This window comes from Winogradskyella psychrotolerans (genome assembly GCF_018860565.1).
Taxonomy (GTDB): domain Bacteria; phylum Bacteroidota; class Bacteroidia; order Flavobacteriales; family Flavobacteriaceae; genus Winogradskyella; species Winogradskyella damuponensis.
Genome location: NZ_JAHKPS010000013.1, coordinates 334,393 through 354,822 on the forward strand (window position 1 = coordinate 334,393; position 20,430 = coordinate 354,822).

7 protein-coding genes are annotated in these 20,430 nt (G+C 32.3%); 6 read left to right on the top strand and 1 reads right to left on the bottom strand.

What is annotated here, in order from left to right:
- Nucleotides 1-3 precede the first annotated feature (3 nt).
- On the bottom strand, nt 4-1,065 hold the full coding sequence (locus KO504_RS06100) for a hypothetical protein (protein WP_215925439.1): 1,062 nt from the start codon (nt 1,063-1,065) through the stop codon (nt 4-6).
- A 182-nt stretch (nt 1,066-1,247) separates the two neighbouring features.
- Between KO504_RS06100 and KO504_RS06105 the strand changes: the two genes are divergently transcribed.
- The 6 genes from KO504_RS06105 to KO504_RS06130 all read left to right on the top strand — a co-directional run bounded on the left by KO504_RS06105 (nt 1,248) and on the right by KO504_RS06130 (nt 20,428).
- Entirely contained in the window at nt 1,248-2,141 is an 894-nt protein-coding gene (locus KO504_RS06105) for an ABC transporter ATP-binding protein (protein ID WP_215925440.1), read from the top strand.
- Nucleotides 2,142-2,205: 64 nt separating this feature from the next.
- Complete coding sequence (locus KO504_RS06110) at nt 2,206-3,030, top strand: ABC transporter permease subunit (protein ID WP_215925441.1); 825 nt, start codon at nt 2,206-2,208, stop codon at nt 3,028-3,030.
- A gap of 108 nt (nt 3,031-3,138) precedes the next feature.
- Nucleotides 3,139-6,585, top strand: a complete 3,447-nt coding sequence (locus KO504_RS06115; RefSeq protein WP_215925442.1) for a T9SS type B sorting domain-containing protein — start codon at nt 3,139-3,141, stop codon at nt 6,583-6,585.
- Nucleotides 6,586-6,622: 37 nt separating this feature from the next.
- On the top strand, nt 6,623-8,461 hold the full coding sequence (locus KO504_RS06120; protein WP_252723626.1) for a gliding motility-associated C-terminal domain-containing protein: 1,839 nt from the start codon (nt 6,623-6,625) through the stop codon (nt 8,459-8,461).
- 459 nt (nt 8,462-8,920) lie between these two features.
- Complete coding sequence (locus tag KO504_RS06125; RefSeq protein ID WP_215925443.1) at nt 8,921-13,762, top strand: T9SS type B sorting domain-containing protein; 4,842 nt, start codon at nt 8,921-8,923, stop codon at nt 13,760-13,762.
- A 165-nt stretch (nt 13,763-13,927) separates the two neighbouring features.
- Nucleotides 13,928-20,428 (top strand): T9SS type B sorting domain-containing protein, encoded by a 6,501-nt coding sequence (locus KO504_RS06130; protein WP_215925444.1) that lies wholly within the window; start codon nt 13,928-13,930, stop codon nt 20,426-20,428.
- The last annotated feature ends 2 nt before the right edge of the window (nt 20,429-20,430 follow it).

The following is a 20,430-nucleotide window of genomic DNA, read 5'->3' on the forward strand; positions in this document are numbered from 1 at the left end:
TAATTAAAACCGCTTTAAACTAACATCCTCGTAATTCCGTCTTACAAAATCGAGTGCATTTTTAAGTATTTCTCCCATGTTTTTACTCTTTCTAAAGTTTAAATCCATGGTATAATTATAGATATCTTCTTTAAGCCTTTCTATATGTTTTGGAAGTGAGATTTCATCTGCCTCCATGCAATCTAACAAGGCATTTAAGCGCGTATGATAACTTAGCATTCGTTTGGCAACTATAGAACGCTCTTCAATCTTATATTGATCGATTGATTCGTGTTGAATTTTTTGACGCACCAACTCAACCATCTTAAAATTCTCTTTAAAAAACTGAGGTCTATAAATTTTTAGATTACCTTCAAAAGATTGTTGATCAAAATCAATGGCCCTAATTTTAAAAACCACATGGTCAAAATCGTGCGTTGGTACTATCACATAATTATAAGAACGCATATCTCCCAAAAGCCTAATTAAACAACGTTCATTAAACTTTACAAATTCTTTGGCTATTTGTGCTTTCTCTGACGGACTGCAATCTGGCAACATATTTTTCATAAACTCATCACCAGGAATACCTGCAATATGCTCTTCAATTAATGTGTCTTTACATACCAAAAAATTAATTTGATATGGTGATAGCATCTGTTCTAACTCTAGCCCATAAACCCTTGATGCATCTGCTGTTTTAACATAAAAATGAGTAAAATTATCATTGAGAATATTTCTAACTTTAATTCTGAAGGGTTTCGAATTTCCAAACGTGCAAAAATCAATCGCATCTACATTCAAATATTTTAAAATCCATGTTCCTCCATCTGAGATTAAACTAGAATAGACTTGTTTTAAACTACTGTCAATTTCTTCGCGCTCAAATTCATTGTAAAATACACGTACCCAAAGCGTATCAACATCATTTTTATCATAAACAACTATTGACCCCTGAAAGCGTAATAAATCTGAGTATAAAATAGGTAAATCTATATTTCTTCTATACTTAAACAAATAAGCATCTAGTTTCTCTGAAATAGGATAGGTTGGTTTCTTCTTTGATATTTTTAAATCGCTGCTCATGTGTTAAATTTAAGTGTTTTTAATAAATTTATTAGCACCTATAATGAAGTTATTTTATATAAAACAAAAATAATTGTAACAATTAAAAGTCTTAATCGTCTTACCTTTATAACCAACCAATATCTAATTTGTCACACTAAGCTATTTGAGGTGTCATTTTGATATTTTAAAAATCAATCATTTTGGAGCCAATCCTTACCATCAATAATCTCACAAAAAAATTTGGTCATTTAACAGCTGTGAAAAATTTGAGTTTCACAATTAACAAAGGCAATGTTTATGGCATTTTAGGACCAAATGGAAGTGGTAAATCTACCACATTAGGTATTGTTTTAAATGTAGTAAACAAAACACAAGGCGATTTTCATTGGTTTGATGGCAATACCACTACACACAATGCTTTAAAACAAGTTGGAGCTATTATTGAGCGACCAAACTTTTATCCTTATATGACGGCAGAACAAAACTTAAAGCTCGTTTGTAAAATAAAAGGAGTTGAGCATAGTAAAATAGACGAAAAACTTGAAGTCGTTGGTTTATTAGATAGAAAAAACCATAAGTTTAGAACTTATTCTTTAGGAATGAAACAACGTTTAGCCATTGCTTCTGCCCTACTTAACGATCCTGAAATTTTAATATTAGATGAACCTACTAATGGTTTAGATCCTCAAGGAATTCATCAAATACGTCAAATTATAAAAGAAATTGCAGCCAAAGGCACTACCATTCTTTTAGCTTCGCATCTTTTAGACGAAGTTGAAAAAGTTTGCTCGCATGTGGTTGTTTTACGTAAAGGAGAAAAATTGTATTCTGGTCGTGTAGATGAAATGATTAACAGTCATGGTTTTTTTGAATTAAAGGCCGAAAAACACCAAGAGTTAATAGCCATATTAGAATCACACCCCAACATTGGCAACGTAACAGTAGAGGACGAATTGATTACGGCTTTTTTAAACGAACCAATGTCTGCTTCTGATTTTAATAAATTAATGTTTGAAAAAGGTATTTTTCTATCACATCTTGTAAAACGAAAAGAAAGTTTAGAAGAACAATTTTTACAATTAACAGACCATTAATAAATCAATCAAAAAAAACAGCACCCTTCTTATCTTTTAAGAAGGATGTAAAACCAACCAATATATGTTACGTCTTATACAACTCGAATTACAAAAACTTTGGCTTAATAAAGCGAGTAGAGTTTTAATAATTATCTCATTTATTTTACCATTTACGGTATTAATTTTGTCTTCAATAAAAATTAACTTCTTTGGTTTTTTTACTTTAGAATTAGGTGAGTTAGGTATTTTTAATTTCCCAATAATTTGGCATATTACAACCTTCTTTGCGGCACAATTCAAATTTTTCTTTGCTATAGTTGTCGTAAGCATGATTGGTAATGAATACAGTAACAAAACGCTAAAACAAAACCTTATTGATGGGCTTAGTAAAAAGGAATTTATACTATCTAAATTTTATACTATTGTATTTTTCTCATTGTGTGCTACGCTATTAATTGGCTTAGCAACATTCTTAATTGGCTTATATTATTCAAGTTATACAGAAGCTTCCATTATTTTTAGAGAAGTAGAATTTTTACTTGCTTATTTTGTAAAACTTGTTGGGTTCTTTAGTTTGTGTTTATTCTTAGGTATGCTATTAAAACGATCTGCATTTGCATTAGGATTCTTATTCCTACTATTTATTACAGAAAGTATTACTTATGGCTTAATGAAATGGAAACTTAATGAAACCGTTGCAGATGGAATTTACAATTTCATGCCTTTACAATCTATGTGGAATTTGATTAACCAACCTATTCAGAGAATTGTAATGACAAAGTTCCCAGAAAAAGCAGACATTATGTATGATTACGCTGTGCATTGGTATGAAATAGCTATCGTACTAGGTTGGACTGCCATTTTTATCTTTTTATCATACCGATTACTAAAAAAGAGAGATTTATAATACCTTTGATAGCAATTGCTATAATAAACTCAACACTATACTAGGGCTTTTACAGTTCTAATTGTTATATAGTATTGATTAGTGTGTTAGCAATACACCAAAGTTATTATGAAAAAGACTCTTTTTATTATCCTCTTACTATGTACAAGTATCCAACTTTTTGCACAAAATGAAGCCTCATTTTGGTATTTTGGAAGAAATGCGGGTTTGCGTTTTGATGCCTCTAGTAATACTGTTACAGCTGTAAATGACGGAGAAATTAATACTTTAGAAGGCTGTACTTCAATATCCGATACTGATGGCAACTTATTATTCTATTCTGACGGTATAACTGTTTGGAACAGTCAGCATGCTATAATGCAAAATGGTACAGGTTTAAAAGGAGACCCATCTAGTACCTCTTCTGGTTTAATTGTACCCAAACCACAAGACCCTAATATTTATTACATTTTTACGGTAGATGAGCCACATCATTTTAACACGTCTAATCCTGCTTTTTCAGGACAAACAGATGGAGATGGCGTAAATGATGGTTTAATGTATACCAAAATAAATATGAATGAAGATGGTGGTTTAGGAGCTGTTGATGCTATTGAGAAAAACGTACCACTTATAACTTATGACCCTACAAATCCATTAGAATCGGAACTTAAATGTTCAGAAAAAATTACAGCCGTAAAAGCAGATGATTGTACCTCTTTTTGGGTAATTACACATTTTGTAGATTCTTTTTATGCCTTTAAGGTTACTGAAAATGGTGTTTCTATTGACGAAAATGGTGTAAATATAGGTCCTGTAATTTCTACATTTGACACTAGTGATGGTGATAATCTTATTGTACCCGCTAGTGGCTATCGCAAAAATGCATTAGGCTATATAAAAGCCTCGCCTGATGGCACTAAATTAGTTGTTGCACATCATGGTTTTGAAGATACGCAAGCGGGAAATGATGCGCCTGGCGGTGTTTATTTATTTGATTTTGACAACGATTCTGGCTTAATCTCTAATCCTTTAGAACTTTACAGTCCTTCTGAAGGCAATAGTCCGTATGGTGTTGAGTTTTCTGCAAATAATAAAAAAGTATATGCCACCATTGGTATAGGAGCTGCCGGTTCTGGCTCAAGTGAAATCATGCAATGGGATTTAGATGGCGATAATGACCACATCACCAACTCTAGAGGAACCATTAGTACTCCAAACGCTAATCAATATAGTGCAGCAGCCATTCAACTAGGAATTGATGGAAAAATTTACAGAGCACAATTTGATTTTAATAATCAAAGTAATTCAGGCACATATCTCGGAGTTATTACCAACCCAGAAGCAGATTGGCAAGATGTTATTTACGACGCACAAGGTGTGCTTCTTGATGTCGGCGGACCACCAACTAATAGAAGTCAGATAGGCTTACCTCCTTTTATTCAATCTTTGTTTAATTCTGAAATTGATATTATTCAAAATGGTATTAGCACCTCAGAACTAAAACTTTGTACAGGAGACAATTACACGCTGCAAGCTACAGATATTGTTGGTGCAGATTATGTTTGGTCTTATAATGGCTTAATTATACCTGAAACCTCATCACAATTGTTTGTAGATACTCCTGGATTTTACGAAGTGTACATAGAACCTAATAATGGTGATTGCCCAATAGAAGGAACTGCTGTTGTTGGTATTTTTGATATTCCTGTAGCAAATTCACTTGCAAGAGTAGAGGTTTGTGATACCACTGATAATGATGGTCTATTTTCTTTCGATTTTACAGATAAGAACTCTGAAGCCCTTTTAACTCAAGATCCCTTACTGTATGAGGTTAATTATTTTGAAACACTAGCTGATGCCAATTCTGGTGACAATAAAATTGCGTTTCCTTACACCAATATTAGTAATCCACAAAGGATTTTTGTTCGTGTAAATAACATTGAAAACACCAATTGTTACGACATTAACTCCTTTGAGCTTGAAGTCTTTTCAACACCACAAGTCCCCGTATTAAACACTATTGAGATTTGCGATAACCTAGGTGATGAATTAGATGGTATTGCTACAGTAAATTTAGAAGATTTAAAACCAACAATAAGAGGAACACAAGATGAAAATGAAACGAGCATTACGTTTCATACCTCACAAGACGATGCAAATGATAATTTAAACCCTTTACCATTAAGCTATACAAACAGTGATGCTTTTAATGAAACTATCTTTACCCGAATTGAAAATACAGCAAATACAGATTGTTTTACTACAGCTAGTTTTGAATTCGTAGTAAATCCTATTCCTGTTGCAAATAACATTTCTATTTTACAATGTGACGAAGACGGTATTCCTGAAGGCTTTACCACCTTTAATATTAATAATTATTTAGAAGATATTACAGATGACATCTCAAATAATAGCATTGAATTTTATTTATCGTTATTAGATGCTGAAAATCAAGAAAATGAAATAAATGGTGATGCTTTCAATAATTTCTTCAATCCTCAAATCATATATGCAAGAGTAACAAATACAGATTCTGCCTGTTATAATTATAGTGAAATTTCTTTAGAAGTAAGCACTACTTCTTCTAACAACGCAAGCATAGCATTGTGTGATACAGATGGAACTGAAGATGGTTTTATGACCTTTGACTTAACAGAAACCAATGACATCATTTTAGCCAATACACCTAGTGGTTTAGATTTAATTTATTACGAAACCTATGAAGATGCTTTGGTAGAAACAAATCCTATTGGGACTACATTTACCAATACCATTCCGTATAACCAAACAATTTACGGACGTGTAGAAAACGCAAGCGCATGTTATGGCATAAGCGAAATTGAACTCACTGTTTTAGAGTTACCCAATATTGAAACAACATTTGAAACACTATATTGTTTAAACTCATTCCCTGAAACACTTATATTAAATGGTGGAGTTATAAGTGATTCTCCAAGTAACTATTATTACGAATGGTCTACAGGTGAAAATACTACAGAAATAGAAATTAACACTCCAGGCACCTACAACGTAAGAGTGACAAACACCAACGGTTGCTTTAAAGACCGAACCATTACCGTGTTACCATCTAATATCGCAACAGTTTTAAATATTGAAGTCATTGATGCTACACAAAACAATTCAATTTCAGTATTTGTGACAGGTGAAGGAGATTACGAATATGCATTAGATGATATTTATGGTCCTTACCAAGACTCTAACACATTTAGTAATGTTCAACCAGGATTATACACCGTTTACGTACGCGATAAAAACGAATGTGGTATTGTAGAAGATTTAATTTCGGTTATAGGTTTCCCTAAATTTTTCACACCTAATGATGATTATGACAATAATTATTGGCAAGTTCGTGGGATTACGGAAGCGTTTCAGGCCAATTCAACAATCTATATTTTTGATAGATACGGTAAGCTACTAAAAGAACTCGATCCCTTAAGTATTGGTTGGGATGGCAGGTATAACGGTGAAAATATGCCTACTAACGATTACTGGTTTAAAGTAACTTTAGAAGATGGCAGAACCTTTACTAGTCATTTTACTTTGAAACGGTAATTTAATTATTGTATTTTAGTCCTACCAATCTAATACCTTGAAAAGCACATATTATATATTATACTTATTTCTATTAAGTATATCATTTCCATTAGTTGCACAAGATATTTCATTATTTCAGCAATTCAATGGTAGATATGATTATACGGCTATTGGTAATACGCTAAATCCAAGCGAAAATAATACGTCTTCGTTTTGCAGTATTTTAGACACCTCCAGTGCAACACTAGCTTTAGACCCTAATTTTACGGTTGTTAAAGCCTACCTTTATTGGGCAGGATCTGGACTTGGAGATACAGAAGTAACTTTAAATGACACAGCAATTATTGCAGACCATACCTATAATGTGTTTTACGATGATACAACTTTTGGTGAACTTAGTTACTTTTCATGCTATGCCGATATCACAGAACAAATTATAACAGAAGGTAATGTAAACTATCAATTTGCTAATGCAGATATTAATACTTCAATCTTATCAAATCCTGGATATTGCGGAAACAGAACCAATTTTGGAGGTTGGAGCATTTATGTCATATATGAAGACAATACTCTACCTTTAAATCAAATTAGTTTATTTCAAGGTCTAGAAATTATTAGTAGAAATGTCCCCGAACTGGATATGACATTATCAGATATTAATGTTTTAGATAATGATGGAGCAAGAATAGGTTTTCTAGCGTGGGAAGGAGATAACGCTTTAAATTATGGCGAATCACTTTCTATTAATAATAATTTAATTTCTAATCCTCCATTAAATCTTGCCGACAATGCTTTTAATGGTACTAATACATTTACCAATTCTAACACTTTTTTCAATGGAGATTTAGATGTTTATAGCATAGAAAACAATATTGCTATTGGAGACACTTCTGTTTCTATTAAACTTACTACTGGTGATTATGATACAAATGGTCTATTTCAAGCCGACCTCATTATTATCAATAATATCATCACTGTTCTCAATAGTCAGTTACCAGATGCTACAATTACCTTAGATAATTATTTCGTCTATTGTAATGATTTTAATATTGAAGTCAATTATACCGTAAACAACTTTAACTCTACAGACATTTTACCTGCTAATACTCCTATAGCCTTTTATAGTGATGGTCTACTTATTGGTGAAAGCCAAACTATAAATGATATCGCAATAAATGCTAGTGAAAGTAATTCCATTATGCTTAATATTCCTGAAAGCACAAATCCTAATGTAAACATTTTAGCAATCGTAGATGATGATGGTACATTAGATGGAATTGTTACTGAAACTAATGAAAATAACAATAGTACATTTATTGATATTGAATTGCTGCTCATTCCTGAAACAACAATTCTCCCTAGTCTTTTAGGATGTAATGAGGGTTTTAAAAAATCTACTTATAATTTATATGAGGCACTTAATACTTTAAGTTATACTGAAGAAAATGTAGCTTTTTACCACTCTTTAGAAGATTTAGAAACAGAATCTAGCCCTATATTAATACCTAGTAACTATACTAATACGTCAAACTCTCAAACTATTTACATGCGTATGGTAAGTCTGCCCTGTTATGAAATTTTTCAGTTTAATTTAAACACCGAAAACTGTCCACCTTTTATACCTCAAGGCTTTTCACCTAATAACGACATGCATAACGATTGGTTTAATATTCAAGGCTTATACGATATATTTACAGAACACAACTTAAAAATATATAACCGCTACGGAGTTCTTATTTATGAAGGTAATAATAGTAAACCTTGGTTTGGAAAGATAAATAGAGGTCTTAATAATATAGGTAATAAAGTGCCTGTTGGCACCTATTTCTACCTCTTAAACTTGAATGATTCTAACTACCAACCGTTTATGGGTTGGGTCTATGTAAACTACTAAAATGTGCCTTTTTTTAATTTGTTAAAGTTTTAGCCCTTTCGTCTTATTTTTTTGCAATAACGAATTACTTCATTTAATTTTATATCCGTTAACAAGTTTCACTGTTAATTCCCTCTTCATTTTATTAATATTTCCCTCGATAATAGTACTTAAATTAAAAGTCTATAAGTTAGATTTTTTAATTAGGTAAAACCATAGTCATAAGAGTTTCGGGTTAAGCTACTTCTAATACATTACGGTTAGAATTTTTTAATTCAATTTGGGAAGAAGGGCCTCTTTAGAGGCCTTTCTTATTTTTAAAAGTAAGTTTATACGCACAAAATGTTAACATTTTGTGCATTTCAACGTATTTTATTGCATTTCAACTTTTTTAACTTTACATTTCGCCCATATTAAAGTACGTGTTAGCGTTAGCCCCAAATCTACCCTACACTAAAAATTTAAACTCAACCGAAACTAATGACTTATTTTAACCGCTCCCTCTGCTTATTTATAGGCTTAATTTGTAGTTTTTCATTTGCACAACAAGTTACCGTAAATAATTCAGTTTCACCCCAAGACTTAATACAAAACACACTAATTCAAGGCTGTGTAGAAGTCTCAAATATTTCATCACCCTCAAACGGATCGTCTATTGGCATAGGCAGTTTTGGATATTTTGAACGCGCTGCTTCAAATTTCCCTTTCGAAAACGGAATTGTTTTAACCACAGGTAATGCCAACTCAGCCGGTAATGGACAAAACAATACCATATTAAACGAAGGAGATGCTACCTGGCTCACAGACAGTGACCTTGAAACTGCTTTAGGTATCTCAGGAACAGTAAATGCAACATCTATAGAATTTGAATTTACTTCTATTTCAAATCAAATACAATTTAATTATATCCTCGCTTCTGAAGAATACTTTGGAAACTTTCCATGTGAATATTCTGATGGATTCGCCTTTTTAATTAAAGAAGCTGGAACGAGCGACCCTTATACCAATATTGCTTTAATACCAGGTACAACAATTCCTGTAAACACAAATACAGTTCACGATGAAATTGTAGGCTTTTGTCCTGCTTCAAACGAAGAGTATTTTCAAGGTTATAACCTTGGTGACACAAATTATAATGGTAGAACAACGGTACTCTCTGCAACAGCTACTATTCAACCTAATGTGCAATATCAAATCAAACTGGTAATTGCTGATCAAAATGATAAAAATTATGATTCAGCTGTATTTATTGAAGGTAATAGTTTTGATGCTTCTGTAGATTTAGGTGAAGATTTTACAACATGTGCCACTAGTACTGTACTAGATGGAAATATAGATAACATAAACGCAACATATTCTTGGTATTTAGATGATGCTTTAATTCCTTCAGAAAACCAATCGACATTAACAGCATCACAATCAGGAAATTATAGAGTAGAAATCGAACTTCCTTTAGCAGGAAGCTCTTGTGTTATCGAAGATGAAATTAATATCACTTTAAGTTCTACACAAACATCAGATCCTATTACAGACTATCTCTTATGTGATGATTTAAATGGCGATGGTATTGAAACATTTGACTTATCTAATAAAGATGCAGAAGTATTGGCTTCTGTGCCTGCTTCTAGTTATACCATTTCATATCATTACACCAACTCAGATGCTGTTAGTAATAGTAACGCTATAACAAATCCTATTCAAAATACAGGAAACCCACAAGCCATTCATGTAAGAATTGAAGATACTATTAATGGTTGTTTAGCATTTTCTACGTTTAACTTAATCGTTAATAGTTTACCAATAATAACTGACCCATCACCTTTAGAAGTTTGTGATGATCAAATAGCAGACGGAAGTACTGCAATGGACTTAAATTTTCTCAAAGATAACGAAATTACTCTTGGACAAACTAATCTTGTAGTAACTTATCATAGCTCTGCAAGTGATGCTGCTATTGGTATTAACGCTTACCCAATGCCTTATACCAACACTAACCCAAGTGAGCAATTATTTGTTAGTGTTCAAAACCCTGAAACAGGCTGTATTAGAATAACAACATTAGATATAAGTGTTATAGAGAGTCCTATAATTAATATGGAACCTCATCTTATAGATGCCTGTGACGCAGATCATGATGGTTTTGCTAATTTTGATTTAACAGCAATTATTCCTGATGTATTAGAAGGCATAACAGGTGTTAATGTAACATTTCATGTTTCTCCTGAAGACGCACTTTCTGGTGCTAACCCTATTGCAAATGATACAAACTATCAAAATATTATTAGCGAAGAACAAATCGTATATATTAGAGTAGAAAATGGAACTTCTGGCTGTGCTTCTACTACTCCTATTGAACTCCATACAAATTTACTTTTAACCGCCACAAATATTAGAGACGTCACCTTATGTGATATTGATGATGATGGTACAGAAGAATTTGATTTTGAAAATATTGAAGTAGGTATTGTTAATGATTTAGAAGATGTTGAAGTTGTTTTTTACGAAACTGAATCAGACAGAGACAATCAAATCAATCCTATTGATAAAAGCGTTGTCTATAACTCGCAAAGCAATCCACAAACAATATATATAACTTTAGAAAGCCCAACTTGTTTTGAAGTCGCTGAATTTAATTTAATATTATTCCCTATCGTAACTTTTGAATCTGTTGTAAGCCTAATTGTTTGTGACACGGACCAAGACGGATTAACAACAACAGATTTATCAAGTTTAAATGCAGACGTTACCAATGGACAAGAAGGTTTTGGAGTAACTTACTTTTTAACAGAACAAGATGCGATTGATAATACAAATCCATTACCTAACTTATATACAAACTTAACCAATCCGTTTACCTTATTCCCTAGAATTACATTTACTCAAACAGGATGTTACGACTACAACTCTTTTGAGGTTACTGTATTACCAGCACCCGAAAGCGAAAAACCTTTAGATATCATCATTTGTGATGCAGATAGAGATGGTTTTTCTCCTATTAATTTAAATAACAGTATTCCTAACTCAATTTTAGCAACACCTAATAGATCTGTTACTTTTCACAATAGTCTAAGTGATGCACAATTAGATGAAAACCCAATAACTGACTTGTTTAATTATTCAGCACAAACAGAAATTGTTTATATGCGTGTTGAAAACACAAACACGGGTTGTTATTCTATAGAAGAGTTAGATATTATAGTAAACAAATTACCTTTTGTTGGAGATTTATCTAATTATGTTAACGAATATAATTTTTGTGAAGATAACTCAGATGGTATAGGAGAATTTATTTTCCAAAATAAAGATACAGAAGCCTTAAGTGGGCAAACTGGAAAAGAAGTGTCTTATTATCTAACTCAAGCAGATGCAGATAATAAAACAAATGCAATAGACAAAACAAGTGTTTATGAAAACATTAGTAATCCACAAGAAATCTATGTAAGAATTGATAATATTACAGATGAATCTTGTTATACAACATCTTCTTTTACTATTGAAGTTGGTACCAATCCTGAATACAATGAACCTACAGATATATTTGTATGTGATGACAGTACTGTTGATGGTTCAGTAACATTCGATTTTTCAAGTAAAATTGATGAAGTGTCTGCTGGCATTCCAGATATACAAACTGTAAAATTCTTCACATCGGAAGAAGACGCTATAAATAACACTAATGAAATTCCACTAGTATTTACAAATACAGTAAATCCGCAACAAATATATGTACAAATAGATAATGGTACTATTTGCCAGTCTATTACATCATTTGTTGTTAATGTAATTAGCACGCCAAATGTTTCAACTACAGATCCTATAATAGAATGTGATGATGATACAGATGGCTCACTTCAATTTGATTTAACAAGTGCAGAAGATAATATTTTAGATATTAGACAGGAAGATCTTGTTATTAACTACTATGAGAATTTTGAAGATGCAGAAGCGAATGCCAACGAAATTAGTAATCCTGAAAGCTATACAAATACCTCTAACCCGCAAACAGTTTACATTAAAGTAACTAATACTATATCTAACTGTTATACAACACAACCTATAGAGTTAATAGTAAATCAACCTCCACTTATTAATGATTTTGAAGAATACATCATATGTGCTAATGATACCAATAGTGTAGATTTAACAGAGATCAATGAGATTACTACTGACGTTAATTATAATGTACTATTTAGTTATTTTTCTAATGAAGCAGATGCCATTGCCAATACAAATGCTTTAGACACAAATTATACTTATCAGACAAATTATGACACTTTATTTGTAAGAACAGAATATAGCACTACGCATTGTTCAACCTATTATCAATTTAATTTAAAAGTACAGCCTTTACCAATTGCTAATCAAGCAAGTGATTTAATAGATTGTGATGATGACTTTGATGGTATTTTGGAATTCGATTTATCACAACAAAATGCTAGTATCTTAGGTGGTCAAGATCCTAATTTATTTACAGTAACTTATCATAATACGGAACTTAAAGCCAATGAAAACAATTTTGCTTTAGACACCAATTATATGGCTTATGATGGTGAAGTAATTTACACGCGTGTAGAAAACAATACCACAGGTTGTTATAGTATTGGTCAATTTTCTATCATAGTAAACCCACTTCCTATTATAGATATTAGAGATCAAGTAATTTGTTTAGATAGTGGGCCATTATTAGTTTCTGCAAATACTAATTACCCTACAGACACTTATTTATGGTCAACTGGAGAAACTACACCAGAAATTGAAATCACAAATATTGGTAGTTATTGGGTAAAAGTAACCTCAGAATTTGGTTGCGAAAACACACGTTATTTTGGTGTTTCTGAATCTGAATCTGCAACTATTGAAACCACTGAAATTATTGATTTTTCAGATCCCAATAATATTACAGTAACTATTAGCGGAATTGGTGATTACCTATACCAATTAGACGATTTAGATCCTCAAGAATCTAATGTTTTTGACAATGTACCTATGGGTTATCATACTGTAACTATTATAGACCTAAATGGTTGTTCTAATGTTACTAAAGAAGTCTTGGTTGTTGATATTCCAAAATTCTTTACACCTAACAATGATGGCACTAATGACACTTGGCATATCGTAGGAATAGAAACTTTACCTGGTACAACTATTAGTGTTTTTGACCGCTATGGTAAACTTATCACCCAATTGAGTTCTAACACGCCTGGTTGGAATGGTAACTATAATGGTGAAAAAATGCCTACAAATGATTATTGGTATGTAGCAGATGTTCAGCGTGGCTCTATTGCATTTCAAGTTAAAGGACATTTCACCCTAAAACGATAAATTTTCAAAAAAATATTTTAAACAATTGTCATTCATCCAATTAAACAAGTAACTTACCTTAAAAAATCCCCAATACTGGGGATTTTTAATTACTTTTTCTTCACCTAAATTGCTTTCAATTAAATTTTGCTCATTTAGCTAGGGCATATTTCTCAAAATATTGCAATGAAATTAAAGTATACCCTAACCACCTTTATTTGTTTAATTAGTATTATTCCTTTCTATGCTCAGCAAATAACCACAGACGACTCACTACCCTTAGAGCAACTTATTCAACAAAACTTGGGACAAAATTGTGTTGAAATTTCAAATATTTCAACCAATGTAAACGGAGGTTTAAATGGCATCAATAGTTATGGCTATTTTGAACGTAGCAATTCTAGTTTTCCATTTGAAAATGGCATCTTATTAACTACAGGAAATGTAAATTCCGCAGGAAATGTATTGAATACAAACCCCTTAAATGAAGGAGATGAATCTTGGGGAACTGACACCGATTTAGAAAATGCATTAGGCATAAATGAAACCCTAAATGCGACTTCTGTACAATTTAACTTTGTGTCTGTCGCTAATCAAATTCAGTTCAATTATATTTTAGCGTCCGAAGAGTACCAACAAGAATATCCTTGTTTTTATTCTGATGGATTTGCTTTTTTAATAAAAGAAGCGGGTTCTTCTGATCCATTTACAAATATTGCTGTAATTCCTGGCACCTCAATACCTGTAAATACCAACACCATACATCCTATAATTCCGGGATCTTGTGCTGCCGAAAACGAAACCTTTTTTGAAGGCTACAACGTTGGAGATACAAATTATAACGGTCGTACAGTTGTACTTTCTGCTACTGCTACAATTCTACCAAATGTAGAATATGAAATAAAACTTATTATAGCAGATCAAGATGATCAAAATTTTGATTCAGCAGTGTTTATTGAAGGGAATAGTTTTAATGCCAATGTAAATTTAGGTCCTGATATTAGCACTTGTGGAGATTCTGTAACTTTAAATGGTGATATTCAAAACTCACAAGCCACATATCAGTGGTTTCAAAATGATATTCCTATAACAGGTGAAAACAATCCTATTTTACAAGCGGTTTCTTCAGGAACTTATAAAGTTGAAATTACCATTCAGCTCAATGAAACCTCTTGTGTTATTGAAGATACAGTAGAAATTACACTAGATTCTGAACAGGCTTCAACTCAAATTTCAGATTATATTCTTTGCGATGATAATGGTGATGGTATAGAAGATTTTGATCTCACTACAAAAAACAATGAGGTACTAGCATCTGTACCTCCATCCAACTATGATATAAGCTATCATTATACACTTGAAGATTCTGAAAATGGTGTCAACCCAATTATTGGCACAATACAAAATACAACTTCACCTCAAGCTATTTTTGTCCTCATAGAAGATACAATAAACGGATGTTTGGCTTTTTCTACATTTAATATTGTTGTCAATGAAAAACCCGAATATGTAGAACCAGATACCATAATAGCCTGTGCAGATCCCACATTAGATGGCTATACGTTTGTGGATTTGAACATTGCAAATGATCAGATTTTAAATGGTGCAAATGATTTATACATTTCTTATCATTACTCCCAACCCGAAGCAGATTTAGGTTATTACCCTATTTTTTCACCTTATGCAAATTTTAACACAAATCAAACTCTATATGTTAGAATTTACAATGCTGAAACAGGTTGTTATTCTACAACATCAATTGCTGTAGAGTTTCAAGATAGTCCACCGATTAACTTAAACGATCAGTGGATTAACGCTTGTGAGCAAGACGAAGATGGCTTTGAAGATTTTGATTTAACTAGTGTTATCGACAATGTTTTACAAGGAGTTACTGGCTTAGACGTTAGTTACCACACCACGTTTTACGATGCTCACAACAATTTAAACCCAATACCTGATCCTGAAAACTATCAAAATACAACACCTGTTTTTCAATTAATTTATATACGTGTTTTAGATCCTACCACAGGTTGTTATACGGTTACCAATCTTGAATTGCATGCTAATATTATTCAAACAGGGATATCCAATGAAGCCGTTATAGTTTGTGATGACGAATCTAATGATGGTATCGCTGATTTTGACCTAAATGACGTTGAAACAGATCTCGCTGATGGTTATGACGAATTTGAAATCACCTTTTTTGAAACTGAAAATGACAGAGAAAACGCTATAAATGTTTTAAATAAAACCGTCCCTTTTAATGTTACAGATAATGGCACAATAATATATGCAACTGTTGTAGACGGCGAGTGTATAGAATATGTAGATGTTGTACTACAAATTTCTCCAGCAATAGTTTTAACACCTCAAAGTACAGATTATTGTGATGAAGACAATGATGGGTTTACCACTTTAATTATGGAAACTTTTAATAGTGTTGCTGCTCAAGGTGTACCAGCTGTAAATGTAAAATATTATATTACAGAGGAAGACGCCATAAACAATGAAAATATACTTCCTAATTATTATTACAACACATCTAATCCGCAATTATTTCATATAAGAGTTACCAATTCACAAACAGGATGCTATGACATTTCTACCTTAGAAGTCAACGTTGTTAGTGCTCCAACTATCATGTATCCTGAGTCTATAATTGTTTGCGACGACGATGACGATGGTATTTCTACCGTAGATTTAGTTTCTAAAATACCAGAAATCACAACCACAACAGCTGGTTTTGACATTACATTTTATAATGATTATAGTTTTGCAATTGCAGGAGAAAATGAAATTGCTAATCCAGCCAATTACACAACATTAACAGAATATATTTATGCAAGAGTAGAAAATGAAACAACAGGCTGTTATAGTCTTTCAGGATTTTATGTCTACATTAATACGATACCACAATTTATACCAATTACAAATTTCGAAAATTGCGAAGCAGATATTAGTGGTGTTGCTGACTTTTATTTTTATTTAAAAGATGCTGAAATACTAAACGGACAACCCAACAAACAAGTCTTATATTTTGAAACGGAGGCTGATGCTATTGCTGGTATTAATGCTATTGATAAATATTCCGTTTACCAAAATACTACTAGCGCTCAAATTATATATGTTAGAGTAGAAAACTTATCCGATCCAGATTGTTTTGGCACTTCTTCATTTCAATTAGAAGTGGGATCAATTCCTATTTTTAATCCCGCTGAAACAATTACCCTTTGTGATGATATTAGTAATGATGGTTTTGTAACCGTTGATCTTAATGAAACCATTGCAGAAATGATAGCGAATAGTCCAGAAACTTTAACCATTACATTTCACCCTTCAGAATTTGACGCAAATAACAACCTTAATGCAGTGCCTTTAATTTATACCAATTCTACAAACCCACAACAGCTTTTTGCTAGAGTAGATAATGGCAATTATTGTAAAGGAATTAATGCTTTTGAAATTAATATCATTTCTGCTCCTGTTGTATATCCTTCAACACCTATTGAACGTTGCGACGATAACCATGATGGGATTTTAACTTGGGATATTACAATTGCAGAAGAAGACATATTAGATGTAAGACAAGATAATATAGTCGTTTCTTATTTTGAAACTATTGAAGATTTAGAAGCCGATTTAAATCCTATTTTAGATCCTGAAAACTATACCAATATCACAAATCCGCAAACTGTTTATATAAAAGTAAATAACACTATTAGCAACTGTTTTGTAACTGTTCCTCTAGATTTAATTATTAATTTACCGCCACCAATTAATGACTTTGAAATCGTTGAAATATGTGATAATCCCACGTCTAGTTTTGACTTACTATCAGTAAACCATATGATTGTAGATGATACAACAAATATCGTATTTAGCTATCATAATACAAATGCAGACGCTATTGCGAATATAAACCCAATAGACACTAATTATATATATACGGCAGCATCTCATAATATTGTTGTACGATTAGCTTACAGTACAACCGGTTGTTACATTACTTATCCTTTTGAACTTGTGATTAACCCATTACCTATCGCAAATCAACCTAATGATATTGAAACTTGTGATGATACTTCTAACGACACCTTTGAAGTTTTTAATTTAACTACACAAAACAGTACAATTCTTCAAGGGCAAAACTCAACTGTATTTATAGTCAGTTATCATAATTCTATAGAAGATGCTGAAAATGGAGAAAACGCATTACCAGAAGATTACAATGCTCAAAACAATGAAACCATTTTTGCTAGAGTCACAAACATAGATACAGGATGTTTTTCTATAACCAATTTTAATGCCATCGTATATCCTGCTCCTTCAAGTGCAACTCCAATAACTATTTGCGACACAAATTATGATGGTATAAACACCTTTAATCTTACAACGGCAGAATCTGATTTATTTCCCACAATACCAAGTAACATTTCAATTTCTTATTTTGAAACACTAGACGATTTAGAAGCAAACACAAATCAAATTTCGTCTCCAACAAATTACACCAACCTCAGCAACCCACAAACCTTATACATTAGAGTTTTTAACAATGCTGCTAATTGCTACACAACGGTTCCATTAGAAATAAACACTAATTTACCACCACCAATCAATGATTTTGAAGTGTTTGAAATTTGCGATAACCCAACAAATAATTTTGACCTCTCTGAAGTAGAATTCGCCATTATAAATCCTGAAACGCAAGCCTTACTTTCATATTTTGAAACTTATAATAATGCAGAAAACAATACGAGTCCATTAGCTACGAACTACACATTTCAAAGCATAAACGACAATATTTTTATTCGTGTAGAAGATCCTAATACAGGTTGTTTTTATGTTTATGACTTTATCCTTCAGGTTAACCCACTTCCTATTGCTAATCAACCCAACGACATCGAAGCTTGTGATGACGACTCTAATGATGGATTAGCTTCTTTTGATTTGGAAGCGCAAACCAATACTGTTTTAGGAACGCAAAGTTCAAATGATTTTACAGTAAGCTATCACCTTAATACTGAAAATGCAGAAAGTGGTGATAATTCTATAGGGCCTTTATACACAGGGTCAAATGAACAATTAATTATTGTAAGAATTGAAAATAATGAAACAGGGTGTTTTAGTTTAACTGATTTTACTTTAATTGTAAATCCTCATCCTAATATACCAGAACCACTCATAGTCTGCGACAATAATTATGACGCCATTACAACTTTCGATTTAACATCAGCTGAAAGTGATTTATTTGCAACATCAAACCCTGATAATAATATCTCTTATTTTAAAACATTTGACGATTTACAAACTGATAGTAACCCTATTTTAAATCCTGAAAATTATTCTAACATTAGCAATCCACAAACCGTTTTTATAAAAATCTACAATACAACAGCCCTTTGCTACACTTATGTTCCTCTAGAATTAAATGTAAATCTGCCACCAGCAACTAATGCTATCAATGTATTTGATATTTGTGAAAACGCCACTAACAGTTTCGACTTAACCACTCTAAATCAAGAGATTTCAAACAACAATTTTAATGTGCTTTTTAGTTATTTCGCTTCTGAAATTGACGCTAATGCTAATGAAAATGAATTAGACACTAATTATAGTTATACAAATACAAATGATATTATATATGCGCGTGTAGAATTCAGCACCACACATTGTTTTTATGTTTTCCCAATTGAGCTACGTGTAAACCCACTACCTATAGCCAATCAACCACCAAATCTCACTACATGTGACGATGATTTTGATGGACATTTTAATTTCAATTTAAACCAACAAACAGCCATTATTTTAGGCAATCAAAATTCAAATAATTATAGTATTACTTATTATAACAATACTGTGGATGCCGAAGAAGGACTAAATTATATCAACAGCGCATCTTATGATGGGTATAACAACGAAATTATCACAGCTCGCATAGAAAACAATTTAACAGGATGTTATGATTTTGTCGATTTTTCATTGATTGTAAACCGCAAACCTTATGTCAATATTCCAGATCAGGTTATTTGTATAGACAACTTACCTTTAACGGTTTCTGCAGAAACGTCTTATACCACTGACACCTATTTATGGTCTACAAACCAAACAAGTCCTGAAATTGAAATCACAGAAATTGGCACTTATTCTGTAACAGTTTATTCAGAATTTAACTGTCCCACCACAAGTATTTTCAATGTTATAGAATCTGAATCTGCAACGATAGAACTTACCGAAACTGTTGATTTTTCAGACCCAAACAATATTACGATAACCATTTCTGGAATTGGCAACTATCTTTATATTTTAGACGATGGTGCCCCTCAAGAATCTCCTGTTTTTGAAAATGTAGCTTTAGGTTATCATACAGTAACTATTATTGATTTAAATGGTTGTGCCGAAGTAACTAAAGAAGTGGTTGTAGTTGATGCTCCTCCATTTTTTACTCCTAATGGTGATGCACAAAATCCAACCTGGCATATTGTTGGTATTGAAACATTACCAGGAAGTACGATTTACATCTTTGACCGTTACGGAAAACTTCTAAAACAGCTAGGTTCACATACACAAGGTTGGGATGGCACATATAATGGTTACAATATGCCTGCCAGTGATTATTGGTTTTTAGCAGAAATAAAACAAGGTAATGTTGCTTTTGAAGTGAAAGGTCATTTTACATTACGTCGTTAAGT